The organism is Actinospineispora eucalypti (assembly GCF_039543365.1).
Classification (GTDB): domain Bacteria; phylum Actinomycetota; class Actinomycetes; order Mycobacteriales; family Pseudonocardiaceae; genus Pseudonocardia; species Pseudonocardia eucalypti.
In genome coordinates, this window is record NZ_BAABJP010000026.1 from 136,299 (window position 1) to 152,695 (window position 16,397).

A 16,397-nucleotide genomic window follows, 5' to 3' on the forward strand; every position below is an offset into this window, starting at 1 on the left:
CGAAGTCGATGAGCCGCATCTCACCTCCTCTTTAATACTATGTATGACCATAGCTGTGGCCAGCGCTCCCATCAAGGTCCTGTTCGAGCTCGGTTGGGGGTCCGAGTGCGGCAGCCTCGTTCTGGTTGGTCAGCGGCGGCCGGGGCGGCGGGTTGGCTGGGCGGACAGCGGGTCCTCCGGCCAGTCGTGCTTCGGGTACCGGCCGCGCAGCTCGCTGCGCACCTGGGAGTAGCCGCCGGTCCAGAACGACGCGAGGTCGGCGGTGACCGCGGCGGGCCGCCCGGCCGGGGAGAGCAGGTGCAGCACCACCGGCAGACGCCCACCCGCGACCGTCGGCGTGGCCGTCCAGCCGAAGACCTCCTGGACCTTGACGGCGAGCACCGGACGCTCCCCGGAGTAGTCCAGCGTGATCCGCGAGCCGGTCGGCACGGTGATGCGCTCGGGGGCCAGTTCGTCCAGCTCCGCGGCCTGGCGCCAGTCCAGGGTGGCGCGCAGCACGGCGCCGGCGTCGATGCGGGCGAGGTCGGCGCGGCCGAGGGCGGTGGTGAGCGGCCCGGTCCACCAGCGGTCCGGGTCGGCGAGCAGTGCGGGGTCGCCGACGTCCGGCCAGGGCGGGCCGAGCACCCGGTGCAGGGTGGCCAGCCGGTTGCGGAGCCGGTGCGCGGCGTCGGTCCAGCGCAGCAGACCGGTGCCCTCCGCGCGCAGCCCCTCCAACAACGCCGCCCGCACAGCCCCGCGGTCGGGATCGGTGAGCCGGCGCTCCTCCAGCACGATCGCGCCCAGGCGGCGGACGTGCCGGGCGACGACGTCGCCACCCTGCCAGTGCACCTCCTCACCCTCGCTGACCAGGGCCGGCGCGACCAGCTCGGCGAGCTCCCGGTCAGCCACCGCGGCCAGCCGGGCGCGGGCGTTCTCCGCGCCGGGCGCCCGGTCGGCGACCGCGACCGCGAGCCATTCCGCACCGGCCAGCGCGCCGTCCGACCCCAACGCGACACCGGTGCCGCCGGCCATCAGGAACAGCGGCGAGCCCGCCGCCCGCCGCCGGGCCAGCCGCTCCGGGTACGCCAGGCCCACGACGAGCGCCCCGGCACCCGCCGGTCGCACGCCCCCACCGTCCCGCACGTCCCCACCGTCCCGTGCGCCCGCGCCGTCCCGTATGCCCGACCCTGCTGGCCCCGGGCCGGACGCCCTCGACCTCGGGCCGGCCCCTGGGCCGGAGCCCGCCGACCGCACCAGCGCGGACAGCCGCGACACCTCCGCCCGCCAGCGCCGCGCACCCGGCGCCGACCCGGACCGCAACCGCGCCAGCTCGACGTCCACCTCGAGCCCGGCGGCCAGCGTGTCGTCGTCCAGCAGCGCCACCACCTCGGCCGCCGCCCGCGCCCCCAGCAGCGCGGACCCGTCCAGTAGCGCACGCGCCAGCCGGGGGTGCAGGCCCAGCCCGGCCATCCGCCGCCCCCGGCCGGTCGGTACACCCGCCGGGTCGACCGCGCCGAGCGCGGCCAGCACCTCCCGCCCGGCGCGCAGCGGCCCCTCGGGCGGCGGGTCCCACCAGCGCAGCGCACCGCCGTCCGGGGTCCCCCAGCAGGCCAGGTCGAGCGCGAGCCGGGTGAGGTCGGCGGTGCGCATCTCCGGCTCGGGATACCGGGTGAGCAGGTCGCTCTCCGGCCAGCAGCGGTACACCCGCCCCGGAGCCTCCCGCCCGGCCCGACCCGCCCGCTGCTCCGCCACCGCGCCGGACACCCGCACGGTGACCAGCCCGGCGAGCCCACGCCGGTGATCCATCCGGGGCGAACGGGCCAGCCCGGCGTCCACCACGGCGCGTACCCCGGGCACGGTCAAGCTCGACGCCGCCACCGCCGTGGACAGCACCACCCTCCGGCGCCCACCGGGCCTCAGAGCGGCGTCCTGCTCCGCGCTCGGCAGCCGTCCGTGCAGTGCCAGAACGTCCGTGTCGGGCAGCCCGGCCAGGGCCGATGCCGTACGTCTGATCTCCGCGACGCCGGGCAGGAAGGCCAGCACGTCGCCGTCACCGTCCCGCAGCGCGGCGCGGACCGCCCGGGCCACGCACGCCTCGATCTTCTCGCCGCGCGCCGGTGGCAGGTGGTGCACGCTCACCGGGTACATCCGCGCGGCGACCTCCAGCACCGGAGCCGGACCGCGCTCCCCCAGCAGCTCGGCCAGCCGGCCGGTGGCGACGGTGGCCGAGGCGGCGAGCAGCCACAGATCCGGCCGCAGGCCGGCCCGGGCGTCCAGCAGCAGGGCGAGCAGCAGGTCGGCGTCGAGATGGCGCTCATGGCACTCGTCCAGCAGGACCGCCCCGACGCCGCCCAGTTCGGGATCGCCCGACAGCCGGCGCAGCAACAGCCCGGAGGTGACCACCTCGACCCGGGTGCGCGCCGAGGTCCGCGAGTCGCCCCGCACGGAGTAGCCGACGCTCTCCCCGACCGGCTCCCCCAACAGCGCCGCCATCCGGGCGGCGGCGGCCCGCGCGGCGAGCCGACGCGGCTCCGCCACCAGCACACGACCACTACCGGCAGCGCCGAGCGCCAGCGGCACCAACGTCGTCTTCCCACTGCCCGGTGGCGCCACCAGCACCGCGGTGCCGTGCGCGGCGAGCGTCGCGGTGACGTCGTCGAGCGCGCCGCGGACCGGCAGGTCGGGGAGATCGGGCAGCAGACGCATCGGGCTCAGTCTGCCGGCCCGGCCCCGCCGCCTACGAGGCCATCCGTTGATCGCCTGTGGGTCAGCGAGCAGCACGGGTGGACGACGGCTACTTGCCCGCGCCCATCACGGCGCTCAGCGCCATCGCCTGCTCGCCGACTGGTTCGCGCAGGCCGAACTTCCACGGGTGCGTCGTGATCAACACGGTGGTGGACACCCGGGCCTTGGGCGCTGACATCCGGCCCGCCCCCGCATCCTTTCCCCGGCGTGATCGTTGATCTGGTCACCGATATAACTGGAGGTGGCCATGCGCGCCCGAGCTCGTTACCGGGCGCTCCCGGCCATCCTGCTGGCCGCCGTGCTCGGCCTGCTGGTGCTGGTGCTGGTGCCGGTGGCCGGCGCGGACACTCCCGGCTACCGCGAGTACGTCGCGCTCGGTGACTCGTGGACCGCCGACGTGATCATCATCGGCACCGCCGGAACCCCGACCGCGAAGTACGTGCCGGTCGACTGCTTCCAGGCGACCTTCAACTACCCCAAACAGGTTGCCGAGGCGCTCGACGTGGACAAGTTCTACGACGCCAGCTGCGGCGGCGCGACCACCGAGAACTTCGCCGGCCCCCAGCCCGGGCTGCCCCTCGGCGGCACCAACCCACCGCAGTTCTCCCACCTGACGGAGGACACCGACCTGGTCACCGTCGGCATCGGCGGAAACGACGCGCAGCTGGCCGCCGCGGTGGTCGGCTGCCTCAACCTGACCGGTTCACGCCTTCCCCTGCCACCGCCCGTGGCCGCGTCCTGCAAGGCCAGGTGGACCGAGGACGGCGAGGACCGGATGTCCGCCAACATCAAGGCCGCCGAGCCGAAGGTGGTCGCCGCGCTCGAAGGCATCCACCGACGCTCCCCCAAGGCGGACGTGTTCCTGGTGAACTACCTGGCCGGCATCCGGGGCCCGGGGTGCTTCCCCCTGGTCCAGGCCAGCAATGCCGACCAGGAGTGGCTGGCCGAGAAACTGCGCGAGCTGAACGCGATGCTCGCCCGGGCGGCCGAGGCCGGGGGTGCCCGGCTGGTGGACACTTACAAGCCGACCATCGGCCACGACGTCTGCCGGCTGCCCACCGTCCGCTACGCCGAAGCCTTCATCCCAGCCTCGCTCAACCAGCCGGCGGTCGCGGTGCCCTTCCACCCCAACTCGGCCGGTGCCGCCGCGCAGGCGGCCGCGGTGACCGCGGCCATCACCGAGGGCGAACGCCCGTAGACCGGCGCCCTAGACGCTGGCGCCTTCGGTGATGCGGGCGCGGATGATCTCCCCCGGGTCACCGGTTGGACCGTCGATCTCCCGCGGCGCGCGAGCCACCGTCGCGTGATTGAACGTTCCATCACGAAACGTGGATTTCACCCGGCCCGAGCCGCTGCCCGGCGTCAAGAGACGGCCGTCGATAATCCGGGCGTCCCCGGAAGCACTTGTGAGGTCGAAGTGACGAAGCCTTCGCGCAGTGGCCACCTGCCGATCAATGGTCTGAACCTCTACCACGAGGTGTACGGCGAGCTGGGCGGGTCCGATACCCCTCCGCTACTGCTCATCCCCGGCGCATTCATGGCCACCGACTCGATGGAGCCGTGGGTCTCCGCCTTCGCGGACCGGCGCACCGTGATCATCTTCGACCAGCAGGGGCACGGCCGCACCCCGGATGCGCCGCGCGCGATGTCCTACGAACAGTTCGGCGACGATGCGGCGGCGTTGCTGCGCGCGTTGGGGGTCGAGCGCGCGGACGTGATGGGCTACTCGCAGGGCGGCGGGGTCGCGCTGCAACTCGCGCTCCGGCACCCGGCGTTGGTCGACAAGCTGGTCTCGATGTCCGCCACCTATCGCAGGGACGGCTGGTACCCGTCGGTGTACGAGGCCATCGCCGGTCTCGACGCCACGGCGTTCGCCGGCTCACCCGTGGAAAAGACGTTCAGGGAACACAACCCGGACCCGGCGGCCTTCGGGGCCTACCTCGAAAAGATGAAGGTCCTGAACATCGAGGACCAGAACATCACCGACGCACAGATGCGTTCCATCACCGCGAGGACGATGGTCATCATCGGCGACGCCGACGGCGTCAAGCCGGAGCACGCGCTGGCGATGTTCAAGCTGCGCGGCGGCGGCGACGAGGAAGCGGCGGCGACGGGCATGCTGCGAGACGTCCCGGCCGCGCGCCTGGTGATTCTGCCGGCCACATCGCACATCGGCATCTCGGGCGAGTCGGCCGTGCTGGCACCGATGGTGAGCGCATTCCTCGACGACGCGCCCCCGGCGAACCCCGAGCTTTTCTAAGCGCTCCCACCTCGAGGCACGCCGCCCAGCGCGGTCTTGGGCGAGTATCCTGGAACTGCCTGAGGGGGCAGACATGGGGACTAGTCTCGGCGCGATCATCTTCGGTGTCGCCGTGCTCGGCGCGACCGTGGCCATCTTCGTCGCTCAGTCACGCTACGAGGCAGCGTGCCGTGAGCGCCTCCGCCACGCCAGGAGGCGGCCCTTGGGCGACGGCAACCCGTCCGCCGAACCGATAGGTCCGATGACTCTGTCCGCATGGGACGGCTCGGGCGCGGATTCCGCCGGCGGCAGTGACGGCGGGTTCTACGGCTGTTAGTGAGCATCCTCGAACTCCGGCTCGCCCGGCGAAGGCCTGAACGCGCGTGGTTCATGGTCAAGTAGCAATCGAAGACCTTCTACCAGCAGGTAGCATCTCTCATCGCGACTTGACCATGAAACCCGCGCTCGAAGCTGGGCTGTGCGTTGCCGACAAACCCACTACGCCGAGCCCACACCTGATGATCGCCGTTCCATGGTCATCAGGACACCAGGGCCGCTCCACTCGATCTACAACGACCACCCTGCCCTGATGACCATGAATGGGCCGCGCGCCGGGCGTCGGCCAGCGCCCATTCCAGCCATCAGCTTCACGTGCCCCGCGTCGCCTTCGATCCGGCCGTCGCGGAAAGCATAGTTAATGGCGATCAAGATGATCGGAAACCATCGCTTTTCTTGATGCTCCGAGGAACCTAGCGTCGTCCGCATGGAACAACCGATGAACCTGCCGGAGATCGTGTCGCGTGAGGAATGGGTGGCCGCCCGCAAAGGGCTGCTCGCCCAGGAGAAGGAGTTCACCCGGACCCGCGACCGCCTGAACGCCGAGCGGCGTCGGCTCCCGATGGTCCGGATCGACAAGGAGTACGTCTTCGAGGCGAGGGACGACAGGGCGACGCTGCTCGACCTGTTCGCCGGGCGCCGCCAGCTGATCGTCTACCACTTCATGTTCGGCCCGGACTGGGACGTCGGCTGCGAGGGCTGCTCGATCCTGGTGGACAACATCGGCCACCCCGCGCACCTGCACGCCCGCGACACGTCCCTCGTCCTGGTGTCCCGGGCGCCGCTGCCCAAGCTTCTGGCCTTCCAGAAGCGGATGGGCTGGACCACGCCCTGGTACTCCTCGCACAACAGCGACTTCAACCACGACTTCCACGTCACCCTGGACGAGCGGGTGGCCCCCGTCGAGCACAACTTCGAGGACCGCGCGGCCCTCGAGCGGCGGGGCCTGACCGAGTTCAGGGGCACGGAGCTGCCGGGCGTGAGCGTGTTCCTGCGGGACGGCGCGGCGATCTTCCACACCTACTCCACCTATGCCCGGGGCACCGACCTCCTCAACGGCACGTTCAACTACCTCGACCTGACCGCGCTCGGTCGCCAGGAGCCCTGGGAACAACCGCCCGGACGCAGCTGGCTGCCGGCCGGCGGCTGGTGGTGGCGACGACACGACGAGTACCGAGCAGAGGGTCGGGGAGCCGGCGTCGTCGCGGCAAATGGTGGCTGCTGATCGCCGCTGGCGATCGTGGCCGGGGAGTCGGCCCTGGTGGTGCTCCACCTCAGGGTGAACCGCCGGACCGTGTCGTCCGCCCCGGTCACGTCCACGGTCGCGCTCACCTCTCCACCGTTCCTGTCCCGGGTGACGCTGCCGCTGACCGCGACGTCGTTGACCCATTTGGCCTCGGTCAGGTCGAGAGTTGCCCGGTTCTCGTCGCCGCCGTCGGCGGCCTGCCATTTGCCGCCCCGCAGGCCGCTGCCCTGGTCCTGGGACGTGTGCTGGTAGCGGTACAGCGCGTCACCGGCGGTCGCCACCGCGACCGCCGCCAGGCTCAGCCGCGGCCCGGTCCGCGCTCGCGGCGCCACCACCGGCGACGCACCGGCTGGTCCACGACGGCCGGCTCGGGCGTCGCCGCTCCGGCCGGGGTGGGTCGTTCGGCCCGCCAGCGCTCGATCGCTTCGTCGACGCGGACGCGGTCGATCGGCACCGTCGGCCCGTGTGGTGCGCGGAGGAACTCCAGGATTCGGCCGTTCAGCTCGTTGATCACATCACGGACCGCGTTCTCGTCGTTCAGGGCACGCAGGGTCACGGGAAGCCGGTCGACCTCCTTCCGCAACCGGATGGGCGCCGGGAGAAGATCCTCCATCGAGACGCCCTCGCGTTTCATCCAGTCGTTGACCCACCAGTTGTCGTCGTGGGGCCGGTCCAGTCCGCGCAGGGGCTTGCCCTTGCCGGGCAGATCGTCGAAGGCTCCCCGCTCCTGGGCTTCCCGAATGGCCCGGTCAACCGCCGTTTCGTAGTTCTGGCCGTCCACGCGACACCCCCTCTGCCGTCGATCCTGCCAGCGCGGCACGCCGGGTGCACCGACGTGGACGGTCGCGGTCCGGGTGACGTGTGGATCAGAGGGGGCGGCGCGCCAGGACATAGAGGCGGTCGGTGGGCGTCTCGACGTCGGCGAGTGGGGAACGCAGGTACCATTCGATGTCCACCAGCCCGGCGGCGGTGACGGCGTCGAGCACTTCGGAAGCGTTGTGCAGCACGAACTCCAGGTCCACGGGGACGCCGCAGAGCTCGTCGACGTGGCGCACCTCCTCCCCCGCGTGCAGCGCGAACGCCAGCTGCCCGCCGGGGTTCAGCACCCGGGCCAGCCCGGCGATCACGGCCGGCAGCTCGGAGGTGGCCATGTGCACGAAGGCGTACCACGCGGTGATGGCCGACCACCCCGCGGCGGCCCGCGGGCGCAGCAGCTTGGTCAGGTCACCGACCTCGAACTCCAGGTCCGGGAACAGATTCCTGGCCTCGTCGATCATCGCGGGCGAGAGGTCGACCCCGACCACCTCGGCCCCGGATGCGGCCAGCCGAGCGGCGACGTGTCCCGGCCCGGTGCCGACGTCCGCGACCGGTCCGCCGTTCGCGTCGCCGGCAATGCGGTCGAGCAGCCAGCGGTCGAACGGTTTGTGCTCCAGCTCGCCCGACAGCTCCCGCGCGTAGCCGGCCGCGGCGGCGTCGTATCCGGCCAGCACCCGGGCGTCGCGGGCTTCGGTGCCCTCAGCGATGACCACGTCCCGGTCGACCGGTGGCGGCGGGGGTGTCGTTTCCGGCAGCGGGCCGAGCAGATGAGCCCACCGGCGGTCCTGCTGACCCGGGCGGCGTTCCAGCTCGACGACCAGGGGCTCCGACAGCTCGGCGAGCCCTCGGAGCACGGTCTCCACCTCGGTGCGGTCCTCGAACGGATGCAGCCGCGCGGTCCGGGTCTTCAGCTCGCCCGGGGCCTGCGGCCCGCGCAGCAACAACACGGTCAGCAACGCCAGCTCCGGCTCACCGATCCCGAGATGCTCCTCGAGCCGCTGGTGGAACTTCATGACCCGAGATCCCGCGCCCGCCCACACCGGCCGGACCAGCTCGCGGTCCCTCAGCTCCTTGAGCGTCGCCTGCAGCAACGAGTCGTCGTAGTCGGTGACCGGCTCACGGCTGCTCGCCTGGTTACACGCGGTACGCAAGGAGTTGAGGGTGAGCGGGTAACTCGCCGGGACCGTGCGCTGCTTTTCCAACAGCGCACCGAGTACCCGCTGCTCGACGGCGGACAACCGCGGTCGCGACTCGGCCACTCGGGAAGCCTAGTACCTCCCGGCACGATGTGGGTGGACGCCGGTCAGCCGACGCCGACGGGACGGCGGGCGATCAGGACGAGCTCGGTGGCCTGTCCCTGGCCGCGCCCGGGGGCGACGGCGTTGAGGATCTCCCAGCCCTTTCCGCCGAGCTCGTTCAGCTCGGCCTCGACCGCCTGGTAGTCCGGCAGGTTCTTGCGGAACTCGCTGAGTTTGTAGGTCAGGATTCGGTACTCCCACTCCGTCATGACACGAACGTATCGTTCTGTCGTGACGAGTAGCTCGCACAATTTGGCTTTCCATCACACTTTGTACGAATCGAGGCCAAGGCATAGTGTGACGAAATGAGCGCCGGATGCGCGATGTGCGGCGCCGCGCTGCCCGACCGCGGCCGCGGTCGCCCCAGGGTGTACTGCTCGCGCGGCTGCCAGGCCCGGGCCTACCGCCGTCGGGCCGCGCCCCCGACGCCGCAACCGGCGCCCCCGCACCCGCGCCGGCGGCAGATCGCCGAGGCGGTCTGGCGAATCGCCGCCGAGCGTGGGCTGCACGCGGCGAGCATCCGGGAAGTGGCCGCCGAAGCCGGCGTCTCCACCCGCGCCGTGCAGTACCACTTCCGCGACAAACACGAACTGCTCGTCGCCGCGCTGCGCCTGCTGCACCAGACCAACGAACGCCGCGCTCGCCGCCGGATCACCGCCGACCCGAACGATCCGCGAGCCCTGCTCCGCTCGATCATCGACGAGCTCCTGCCGCTGGACGCCCAGCGGCGCGCCACCCTGCGCGTGTTCGCCGCCTACTACGCCCGCAGCCTCACCGACCCCGCGCTGGCGGCGGTGTTCCTCCACGACCAGCACCCGCTGGAGGATCTCGTCGCCGCCGTCATCGCCCAGGCCCAGCGGATCGGCGCGACCCCATCGGCCCTGGACCCCCGCGCGGAGGCGGACATCCTGGTCTCCGCCGCCGTGTCGCTGGGGGGCGACGTCCTGCACGGCGGCCGCACCCTCGCCGAGGTGCGCCGCACGCTCGACTACCACCTGACCAGGATCCTGCCGGAGACCGATCGGCCAGGGGCCGCGCTCAGGTAGGCGAGGTTGCCCGGTCGGGCAGGACGGGCCACGGCGCGAACGCGTTCCGCACCGAGTGCAAGGCCGGCCCGAGGTCGGGGTAGTGGCGCGCGAGCACCGAGGACATGTCGTTCTCGGCGATCCAGCGCATGCCCTCCGGTGTGTAGGTCTCCGGGGTGAAGTCGGTGGTGAAGAACCGGTCGCTCTTGAGCCGGCGGGACGCCATCAGGATGAAGATCCGGAAGGCGGTGTCGCCGAACCCGAAGCCGGTCGGTGGGGGTTCGGCGTGCAGCCCGACGGTGAGGTCGACGTCCTCGATGGAGTCGTACACGGCTGCCAGCTCGGCGGCCGCCCTCGGGTTCCCGGTGAGGTCGGAGAACGAGCGGGCCTCGGGGAGGCGCAGCAGCCGGCGGAACTCGTTGTAGCGGGGCACTCCCCGCTCCCGTGACCTCAGGATGTCGATGGCGGCGAGGTCGACCACCATGCCGTCGTCGCGGCGGAGCCGCTGCATGAACCGCGGGTGGTTGTGCAGCGTGACGGCGCCGGGATGCGCCGTGCCGAGTGAGTAGAACAGGTCGGTGGCGCCGTAGCGCTTGAGCACGTCCCGCGCCCGAAGGCCGGCGAGGTCCAGGAACGCCAGTTCGTCGTGGCGCCGCGGATCGCCGACCGCCCGGATGAGGAAGTCGTCGGGCACCAGGGGGTGCATCCGGTACACGGCGACGAACTCCTCGGTGATGGAGTACGGCGCCGAGTGGTGGTCGGTCGGCGAACCGGGGATTCCGCTGATGATCTCGCTGTCGCCCAGTCGCCCGACGAGGTTCCGGACACGTTCCTCGGCGATCCCGAACCAGTTCGCCCGCATGCCGATCCGGAGCGCGGGGTGGGCGAGGATCGCCGTCGTCCATTCCACAGTGTGGATCTTGGCGAGCAACGCCGCGATGACCAGCCGGGCCTTGTCGAAGACCTGGTCGTCCGACCATGCGGGGTACGCCGCGCCGAGCGTGGCGCACACGGCGTTGTGCTCGCGCATGAACAGGGTGTGCAGCAGCTCCAGGCCGACCCACCAGCCGTCCAACCCGCCCGAGCTGCCGAGCAGCGCGGGGTCCACGTCGATCAGGCCGTCGGGCCCGATGGCCACCCGTCCGTGCCCCAGCCGCGGTTGGCGGATGGCGTGGTGGAACTCCATGGTGCTGCCGTAGATCTGGGACGCGTCCCACCAGTGGGTCTCGGTGTTGACGAACGTCGCCGGGGGGTCTCCGTCGGCGTGCGGGTCGCGGGGCGTGCGCGGCAGCAGGATGGGGTCGTCGGGCCAGTGGTCGCCCTCGGGCCGGGGGACCCGGAACGGGTGCTCGGGATCCGTGCCGTGGCTGAACCAGTCCCGGGTCTGGAACTGCAGCCACGCCCCCGCGAGCACGTTCAGCGTCGTCGCGGGGATCATCCGCTCGCCCCGGGCCAGCAGCGCCGTGCTCACCACGCGCGGGTTCGGGGTCATCAACCGCTCGCCGCGCTCCGGGCGGGCGCGCCGCGCCGGGACGTTGCGCCCGAGCCGGGTTCCCGCGGCGCCCATCGCCGGGGCGGTCAGGTCGTTGTAGGTGCCGTCGACGGTGCGGGCGGTGAGCCAGCGGGGCGCCGGCCGCGGATCTAGCCGCGGCCGGGACGCCGCGTCGCCCGCGTCGTACAGGTTGTGCTCGCGCAGCGAGTCCCGCAGACCCATCAACAGGGCCAGGGACACCGGGGTCGGGAACCGGTCCCACCGGCGGCGCCGGTCGACCGCAACGGCCAGCTTGGCGAACAGCCGGCGCAGGGCCGACTTGCCCACGTACTCACGCATTGATGTTCGCCTCCAGCATGCTCGGATAGACCTTCCAATAGGCGAAAGGGGCCTCGGACAACCGAGTCTGCAAATCGACAAGCTCTTGCTGAAAAGTTCGGAACTCGGCGGCGGCCCGGGCGTCCAGGGCCAGATAGGCGAAATCCTGCATGAGCGCGGCCCGTTTCACGTTCAGATTGAAATTCGCGTTCACCAGCCGCTGGTACACGTCGACGGGCGTGCGCCGCCCGCTCCGGTAGACCCTCACCGGCTGCACGTGGCTCCACATCTGGTAGTTCCACAACCCGGTGCCCAGCACGTCGTGCTGAACCGTGGCGAGGAAGCTGAGGGCGGCAACCAGCCGGGCCGTGCCGGCGATTGTGATCGTCTCGCCCCGCAGTGCCCGTATTCCGTTGGGGATCATCCGCTCGAGCGAGGCCAACCAGCTGACCACGGCCGCGTCGGCGCGAAGATCCTGGTCGGTGGAGTAGTACAGCGCCAGGTAGCGGGCGGCGTGCGCGTGCAGCACATCGAAGATCGCCCGCTGGTTGCCGAGGCTGGGCAGGGCGAAGGTAGCGCCGGCGAGCCCTCGGCGTTCGGCGTCCCGCTCGGGGTCCAGCACGGTGATGTCGTAGGCCTCGTAGGTGTCCTCGAACAGCTCGCACATACCGGTGTGGGTAAAGCTGAAGACGGTCTCGAAGTCCCCGCCCCTGGCCATCTGGCCCTTCGTGACGATCTGGTTGCTGTACTGCGTGCCGAACATGTGCGGCCACAGCAGGCGGCGCAGCGGATGCCGGGCGTCGAGGCAGTTGCGGGTGGCGATGGCGAACGGTCCGCCGACCGCCAGATGAACCCAGTTGAAGTGGCGCACCAGCGACACGTGGTTGGTGACCGCGCAGAGCGCCAGCTCCTTCGCGGCCCCCCAGTTCGGGTCGCCCGGCCGGCAGGACCCCAGCTCACAGTCGATCTGGACCGCTTCCAGCGCCGACGAGTCGACCCGGAACAGCACGCGCAGACCCAGCGACCGCAGCCCGTCGTGGTGCTCGTAGCGCGCCAGCTGCCGCAGATCCCACTGGTAACCCCCGTCCGCGGTCTGCTCGAGGTAGCCGGCGTACGGGCCGGCGACGGCGAGGAAACCGAGATCCACCTCGCCGTGGTACTCCGGCGGCAGCGTGGGGGCCGGGAAAAGGCGCCGATGAGCCGGCGTATAGGCCTCGAGCAGGGCCTGGTCCGGGTTCTCCGCGATGTCCGGCAAACCGGGTTGCATCGGCGGAAGTAGGCGATACAGCGCCACCTGGAACTCGTAGAAGTAATACTTGAGGCGGGACGCCTCATCGGCCGGCACACGATCCGCGACCCGGATGTTGTGGATGGGAATACCCGGAAACGCACTCACCAGGCTGACATCGCCGATCGGCCGGCCATTGTCAGCCGGCACCGGGATTTCCACCGGTCGATTGGCCCGGTACTTCGAGATCGCAATGCGATTCCAAAGCCACCGGCGCGGTCCCCACGGGATCATCTCCAGCTCCAGCCACTTGTCTGGGCCGGAGGTTCCCGGAGGCGCGTCAATGGTTCGTCACTCCGCCGTCACCGGACGGCCGGCGCGAAGACCGTCGGAGCGGCCCTAGCTCCCGCCCGGACCGGGGCTCGGGACGCCGAACGGGGCGTTGGCGAGTACGCGTTCGTCGTGGCTGGGGATCACCTCGCAGTCCAGCGCGGCGATCCGCTCGAAGGTTTCGTAGCAGTCGAACAGGTTGGTGTGGATGGTCGGCGCGATGCTCTCCCGCCAGTCGCGCGGATGCACGTTCCGGTAGACGCCGACCGCGTCGCCGGCAATCAGGTAGCGGCCGGCCGCCGTGTCCACCAGCACGCCCTGCGACCCGGGGGTGTGCCCCGGCAGCGGCACCACCGCCACCCCCGGCGCCAGCTCGGCCTCACCGGTGACCGTCTCCATCCGGTCCCAGCCGGCCATCCACGGCGCCTGCAGGCCGGGCAGCTTCTCGTACGCCTTGCGGTGCACCGGCAGCGGGTCGATGGCGTACTCCAGCTCCTTGCGCTGCACCAGCACGCGCGCGTTGCGGAACAGCGCGTTGTTGGAGCAGTGGTCCCAGTGCAGATGGGTGTTGACCACGATGCGCACCTCGTCCGGCTCGACGCCGTGCGCGCGCAGCACCTTGGCCGGTTCGTACTCGTCGTCCCGGACGAAGTCGTACGGGTGGTGGCGGGTGACGTAGTCGGGCGAGAGGGTGCCGGTGTCCACCACGATCGGGGCATCGCCGCCCTCGATCACGAACAGGTACATGTTGATGCAGATGCGCTCCGCCCCGCCGTGCCCGTACAGCGCGTTGGCCAGCGGCACGTCGCGGGACTGGCCGACGTACAGCGGCGTGATGGTCAGCGGCACGGCCGCTCCTCTCCGTTGCCGGCCAACGGCCGCAGGCCCAGCTCGGCCGCCACCCGGTCCAGGTCGGCCACGGTCTGGGCGGGCAGCTCCAGGCCGGCCGCCCGGTGGCGTTGCTCGGCCAGCATTTCGCCCTCCCCCGGGTAGCGGATGGGCGAGGCCCCGGGCGCCGGTGGTGTCGCCTTCAGCTCGTCGACCAGCTGGTTCGCCCGCCGGACGAACTCCTCGACCGGCAGGAACGCGGCAATGTCGAGCGCCAGGTAGAGGTGCCCGGCGCCGCTGCGCTCCGCCGCTTGGTACGGCCCCTTGATCCCGGCGCCGAAGCCGCTGCCGGTGAGCACCCCGGCCAGCACGTCCATCATCACCGAGATGGCGTAGCCCTTGTGCTCCGCCATCGGCATGATCAACCCGGCGATGGCCTCGCGCGGGTCGGTGGTCGGCCGCCCGTCCGCCGCCATCGCCCAACCGGCCGGGATCGGCTCGCCCCGGTTGTCGGCCAGGTAGATCTTGCCCCTGGCCACCGCCGTGTTGGCGATGTCCAGCACCAGCTGCCGCTGCCCGCCGAGCGGCGCGGCGATCGACCACGGGTTGCTGCCCACCCGCTTCTCCCGGCCGCCCCACGGCGCCATGGCCGCGCTGGCGTTGGTGGCGAGCAGCCCGATGCAGCCGCGCGGCGGGGCCATCCGGGTGAAGTAGGCGGCGGTGCCGAAGTGGTTGGAGTTGCGCACCGCGACCACGCCGACGCCGTGCCGGCCGGCCCGCTCGATCGCCTCGGTGGCGGCGCGCGCGGCCAGCACCTGGCCCACCCCGTCCCCGCCGTCCAGGGTGGCCACCGCGCCCGCGTCCACCACCAGCTCCGGCTCGGTGCGCGTGTTCATCACCCCGGAGCGCAGCCGGTCGACGTACCAGCCCAGCCTCAGCACCCCGTGCGACTGGTGCCCCCACAGGTCCGCCGCGACCAGGCTGTCGGCCACCAGCTCGGCATCGGCCGGCGGCACCTGGCAGGCCCGCAGCACCCGCGCGGCGAACTCGGCCAGCCGCTCGGCGGAGACCCTCTGTTCAGCGGTCAACGGCGGGCTCCACCAGGACCAGGCGCTCCTCGGTCATCTCCCGTATGGCGTAGCGCGGCCCCTCCGTGCCGTAACCGCTGTCCTTGACCCCGCCGTAGGGCATCAGGTCGGCCCGGGTGCTGGACGTCGAGTTGATCACCACGCCGCCCACCCGCAGCCGCCGCGCGGCCCGCATCGCCTGGTTCAGGTCCCGGGTGAACACCCCCGCCTGCAACCCGTACGGGGTGGCGTTCACCGCGCGCAGCGCGTCGTCGAAGTCGGTGAACGGGATGACCGAGACAACCGGGGCGAAGATCTCCTCGCAGACCACGCGCGCGGTGGCCGGCACGTCGGTGAGGATGGTCGGCGCCAGTACCGGCCCGGAGCGGGTGCCGCCGGCCGCCAGGCGCGCACCGGCCGCGACCGCCGCGTTCACCCACTGCTCGGCCCGCTCGGCCGCCGCCTCACTGATCATCGGCCCGATGTCGGTCGCCGGGTCTTCCGGGTCGCCGACCACCAGTTCCCCGGCCGCCGCGCGCAGCCGCTCGACGAACTCCTCGGCCACGTCCGCGTGCACGTACAGCCGCTGCACCGAGGTGCACACCTGTCCGGCCTTGCGGAAGGCCGCCCGGGCGCACTGGCGCGCGGCGGACTCCAGCTCGGCGTCCCGGCAGACGATGGTGCCGGAGACGTTGCCGCACTCCATGGTGGCCCGGCGCAGGCCCAGGCGCGCGGAGATGGCCTTGCCGGTGGCCGTGCTCCCGGTGAACGTGTAGAAGTCGATCCGCTCGTCCTCCACCAGCATCCGGCCGACCGGGTCACCGGGGCCGAGCAACAGCCCGATCAGCCCCTTCGGCAGCCCGGCCTCCAGCAGCATCCGGCACAGCGCCGCCGCGGCGAGCGGCGCGTACGGGGACGGCTTGACCAGCACCGCGTTGCCCGCCGCCAGCGCCGGGCCGACCTTGTGCGCCACGGTGTTCAGCGGCGAGTTGAACGGCGTGATCGCGCAGACCACGCCGACCGGCTCGCGGATGGTGAAGGCCATCCGGTGCTCGAAACCCGGCGCCCCCTGGATAGGCACGATCTCGCCCGCGATGCGCTTGGCCTCCTCGGCCGAGGTGAGCATGGTCTGCACGGCCCGGTCGGTGTCGCCGAGGCAGTCCGAGAGGGTGAGCCCCGACTCCCTGGCCAGGTCAAGGGCCAGCCGCTGCCGGTTCCAGCCGATCTGTTCGGCCACCCGCCGCAGGATGTCGAACCGGGCGGGCGGGTCCAGCCGGTCCCGCTCGCTGGCCCGCGCCGCGACGCTCACCGCCTCCTTCACCATGCCCGGCGTGGCGTCGTGCGTGATGGCCAGCGGGGCACCGGTGTGCTTGTGCAGCACCGGCCGCTCCTGCCCGCTGAGCAGCCACTCACCGTCGATCAGGTTGCCGACGGTCGGGATCGACGTCAT

Annotated in this window: 15 protein-coding genes; 5 read left to right on the top strand and 10 right to left on the bottom strand. The window is 71.8% G+C overall.

Features of this window, described 5'->3' with window-relative positions; translation table 11 throughout:
- Nucleotides 1–129: 129 nt before the first annotated feature.
- Complete coding sequence (locus ABEB12_RS23925) at nucleotides 130–2,685, bottom strand: ATP-dependent helicase C-terminal domain-containing protein (protein ID WP_185065870.1); 2,556 nt, start codon at nucleotides 2,683–2,685, stop codon at nucleotides 130–132.
- 88 nt (nucleotides 2,686–2,773) lie between these two features.
- Entirely contained in the window at nucleotides 2,774–2,902 is a 129-nt protein-coding gene (locus ABEB12_RS23930) for a hypothetical protein (protein ID WP_345703091.1), read from the bottom strand.
- A gap of 69 nt (nucleotides 2,903–2,971) precedes the next feature.
- Here ABEB12_RS23930 and ABEB12_RS23935 point away from each other — a divergent pair, with 69 nt between their 5' ends.
- The 4 genes from ABEB12_RS23935 to ABEB12_RS23950 all read left to right on the top strand — a co-directional run bounded on the left by ABEB12_RS23935 (nucleotide 2,972) and on the right by ABEB12_RS23950 (nucleotide 6,797).
- A complete protein-coding gene (locus ABEB12_RS23935; protein WP_185065869.1) occupies nucleotides 2,972–3,922 on the top strand; it encodes a GDSL-type esterase/lipase family protein in 951 nt (316 codons plus the stop codon).
- Between the two features lie 105 nt (nucleotides 3,923–4,027).
- A complete protein-coding gene (locus ABEB12_RS23940) occupies nucleotides 4,028–4,984 on the top strand; it encodes an alpha/beta fold hydrolase (RefSeq protein ID WP_345703092.1) in 957 nt (318 codons plus the stop codon).
- A 742-nt stretch (nucleotides 4,985–5,726) separates the two neighbouring features.
- Nucleotides 5,727–6,524, top strand: coding sequence for a DUF899 domain-containing protein (locus ABEB12_RS23945; protein ID WP_345703093.1), 798 nt, complete (start codon nucleotides 5,727–5,729; stop codon nucleotides 6,522–6,524).
- A 15-nt stretch (nucleotides 6,525–6,539) separates the two neighbouring features.
- Nucleotides 6,540–6,797 (top strand): hypothetical protein, encoded by a 258-nt coding sequence (locus ABEB12_RS23950; RefSeq protein ID WP_185065867.1) that lies wholly within the window; start codon nucleotides 6,540–6,542, stop codon nucleotides 6,795–6,797.
- Nucleotides 6,798–6,843: 46 nt separating this feature from the next.
- Here the strand turns inward: ABEB12_RS23950 and ABEB12_RS23955 are convergent, their stop codons facing one another.
- From ABEB12_RS23955 to ABEB12_RS23965, 3 genes are read right to left on the bottom strand one after another with little or no spacing between them, the layout of a single operon-like run.
- Entirely contained in the window at nucleotides 6,844–7,365 is a 522-nt protein-coding gene (locus tag ABEB12_RS23955; RefSeq protein WP_221498803.1) for a DnaJ family domain-containing protein, read from the bottom strand.
- A 46-nt stretch (nucleotides 7,366–7,411) separates the two neighbouring features.
- The gene (locus tag ABEB12_RS23960) at nucleotides 7,412–8,620 is read right to left on the bottom strand and encodes a DUF480 domain-containing protein (protein WP_185065865.1); all 1,209 of its coding nucleotides are present in this window, start codon (nucleotides 8,618–8,620) and stop codon (nucleotides 7,412–7,414) included.
- 44 nt (nucleotides 8,621–8,664) lie between these two features.
- Nucleotides 8,665–8,868 (bottom strand): DUF4177 domain-containing protein, encoded by a 204-nt coding sequence (locus ABEB12_RS23965; protein WP_185065864.1) that lies wholly within the window; start codon nucleotides 8,866–8,868, stop codon nucleotides 8,665–8,667.
- 96 nt (nucleotides 8,869–8,964) lie between these two features.
- Between ABEB12_RS23965 and ABEB12_RS23970 the strand changes: the two genes are divergently transcribed.
- The gene (locus tag ABEB12_RS23970) at nucleotides 8,965–9,705 is read left to right on the top strand and encodes a TetR/AcrR family transcriptional regulator (RefSeq protein WP_345703094.1); all 741 of its coding nucleotides are present in this window, start codon (nucleotides 8,965–8,967) and stop codon (nucleotides 9,703–9,705) included.
- Here ABEB12_RS23970 and ABEB12_RS23975 read toward each other — a convergent pair.
- The 5 genes from ABEB12_RS23975 to ABEB12_RS23995 all read right to left on the bottom strand — a co-directional run bounded on the left by ABEB12_RS23975 (nucleotide 9,698) and on the right by ABEB12_RS23995 (nucleotide 16,397).
- Nucleotides 9,698–11,515 (bottom strand): peroxidase family protein, encoded by a 1,818-nt coding sequence (locus tag ABEB12_RS23975; RefSeq protein WP_185065863.1) that lies wholly within the window; start codon nucleotides 11,513–11,515, stop codon nucleotides 9,698–9,700. The two genes, ABEB12_RS23970 and ABEB12_RS23975, sit on opposite strands and share 8 nt — an antisense overlap.
- Complete coding sequence (locus ABEB12_RS23980) at nucleotides 11,508–13,016, bottom strand: lipoxygenase family protein (RefSeq protein ID WP_345703095.1); 1,509 nt, start codon at nucleotides 13,014–13,016, stop codon at nucleotides 11,508–11,510. Before ABEB12_RS23980 ends, ABEB12_RS23975 begins: the two co-directional genes overlap by 8 nt.
- Before the next feature lie 105 nt (nucleotides 13,017–13,121).
- Complete coding sequence (locus tag ABEB12_RS23985) at nucleotides 13,122–13,901, bottom strand: MBL fold metallo-hydrolase (RefSeq protein ID WP_185065861.1); 780 nt, start codon at nucleotides 13,899–13,901, stop codon at nucleotides 13,122–13,124.
- A complete protein-coding gene (locus tag ABEB12_RS23990) occupies nucleotides 13,892–14,968 on the bottom strand; it encodes an Ldh family oxidoreductase (protein WP_185065860.1) in 1,077 nt (358 codons plus the stop codon). Before ABEB12_RS23990 ends, ABEB12_RS23985 begins: the two co-directional genes overlap by 10 nt.
- Nucleotides 14,958–16,397, bottom strand: coding sequence for an aldehyde dehydrogenase family protein (locus tag ABEB12_RS23995; protein ID WP_185065859.1), 1,440 nt, complete (start codon nucleotides 16,395–16,397; stop codon nucleotides 14,958–14,960). Before ABEB12_RS23995 ends, ABEB12_RS23990 begins: the two co-directional genes overlap by 11 nt.